This window comes from Serratia sp. LTN-2 (genome assembly GCF_059740205.1).
The window spans coordinates 72,222-73,275 of record NZ_JCAXDO010000018.1; the positions used below are offsets into that span (position 1 = coordinate 72,222).

The 1,054-nt window shown below is 53.3% G+C and carries 1 protein-coding gene; it reads right to left on the reverse strand.

The features are described 5' to 3' along the window. Positions 1-454: 454 nt before the first annotated feature. Positions 455-1,054: plasmid replication initiator RepA (gene repA / locus AC6BYQ_RS23835; protein ID WP_498057641.1), on the reverse strand; the 600-nt coding region annotated here is incomplete at its 5' end.

Sequence of the window (1,054 nt, forward strand, 5' to 3'; positions counted from 1 at the left end):
CGTCGGTTTAGCAGGGGTCAGGCCAGGAGACGGTGTCAGGTTCTGGCCAGAAAGGGGCCCGTCGCCTGCGACGGGAGGTACTTTTGATTTTCATCTGAGCGCGCGGTTGTGAGGCCGCTGCATGCGAAGGCCTTTTTGATTATCCACAGAGTGGCGGAAGACAAAGATCCACTCTGGAATGAAATGAACAGAGCGATAAAAAAAGGGGGTTAGATTAAATTGCGGGTTCTGTTTTTTTCATTTCCGGAAAAGGTGACTTATTCGTTTGCGGATTTCTGTGGAAAAAAGAATTCATCGGTATTCCAGGCCATCAGGGTAATGCGTTTGCGTCAGAAAATGCCGCCCGACCGGGTGGAGGGTACCAAAAATGGTCAATTTTTCCGGGAAAAACCAGCACCAGAAGCCCCGGCGAGGGGCATGTGAACAGAGGGAGATGATGTGCCGTATGTCGCGGCTAGTTCGGCGGTGACAGCGCCAGGTCCAGCTGGTAAAGATGCTGAATCGCCAGCTGTGTCAGTCGTTCCGGCGTACACCAGTACGCCTCATCATGAGGAAGGGTTTTGAAAACCCATTTTTCCATGGCATGAAGACGTTCATCCACCGGCAGCTTTATCAGATTATTGGCACGTTTACGCTCAGCGCCTTTTTTACGACGGTAAATCAGTGCTTCACGGCGCTTACGGGCAGACCAGCATTTACGCGCAGAGTGGGGCTGAACATCATCATATTCGTTAATCACCCCGTCCCGGATCAGCTGCTCGCGCTCGGCGCTCTGACGGAGCTTCTTATCCTGCTCCTTAAACAGCTTGTCCATATTGACGCCCAGCATCTGGAATCCCAGGTGGGTGATATAGACATAGGTCGGCAGCCAGGAGCGGGATTCCCGATCCCAGGTGCGCTCTTCCGCCAGCCCGAGCACACCAAAGCGTACCTGCTCTTCAATCAGGCGGGATAAGCGTGACACTGTCACCTCTGTATCCGGGATGACATTTCCTTTAGCGTCCTTCGGGCTTAACTCTCTGGCCAGCCTGGAGATACACATGCCGACGGTATG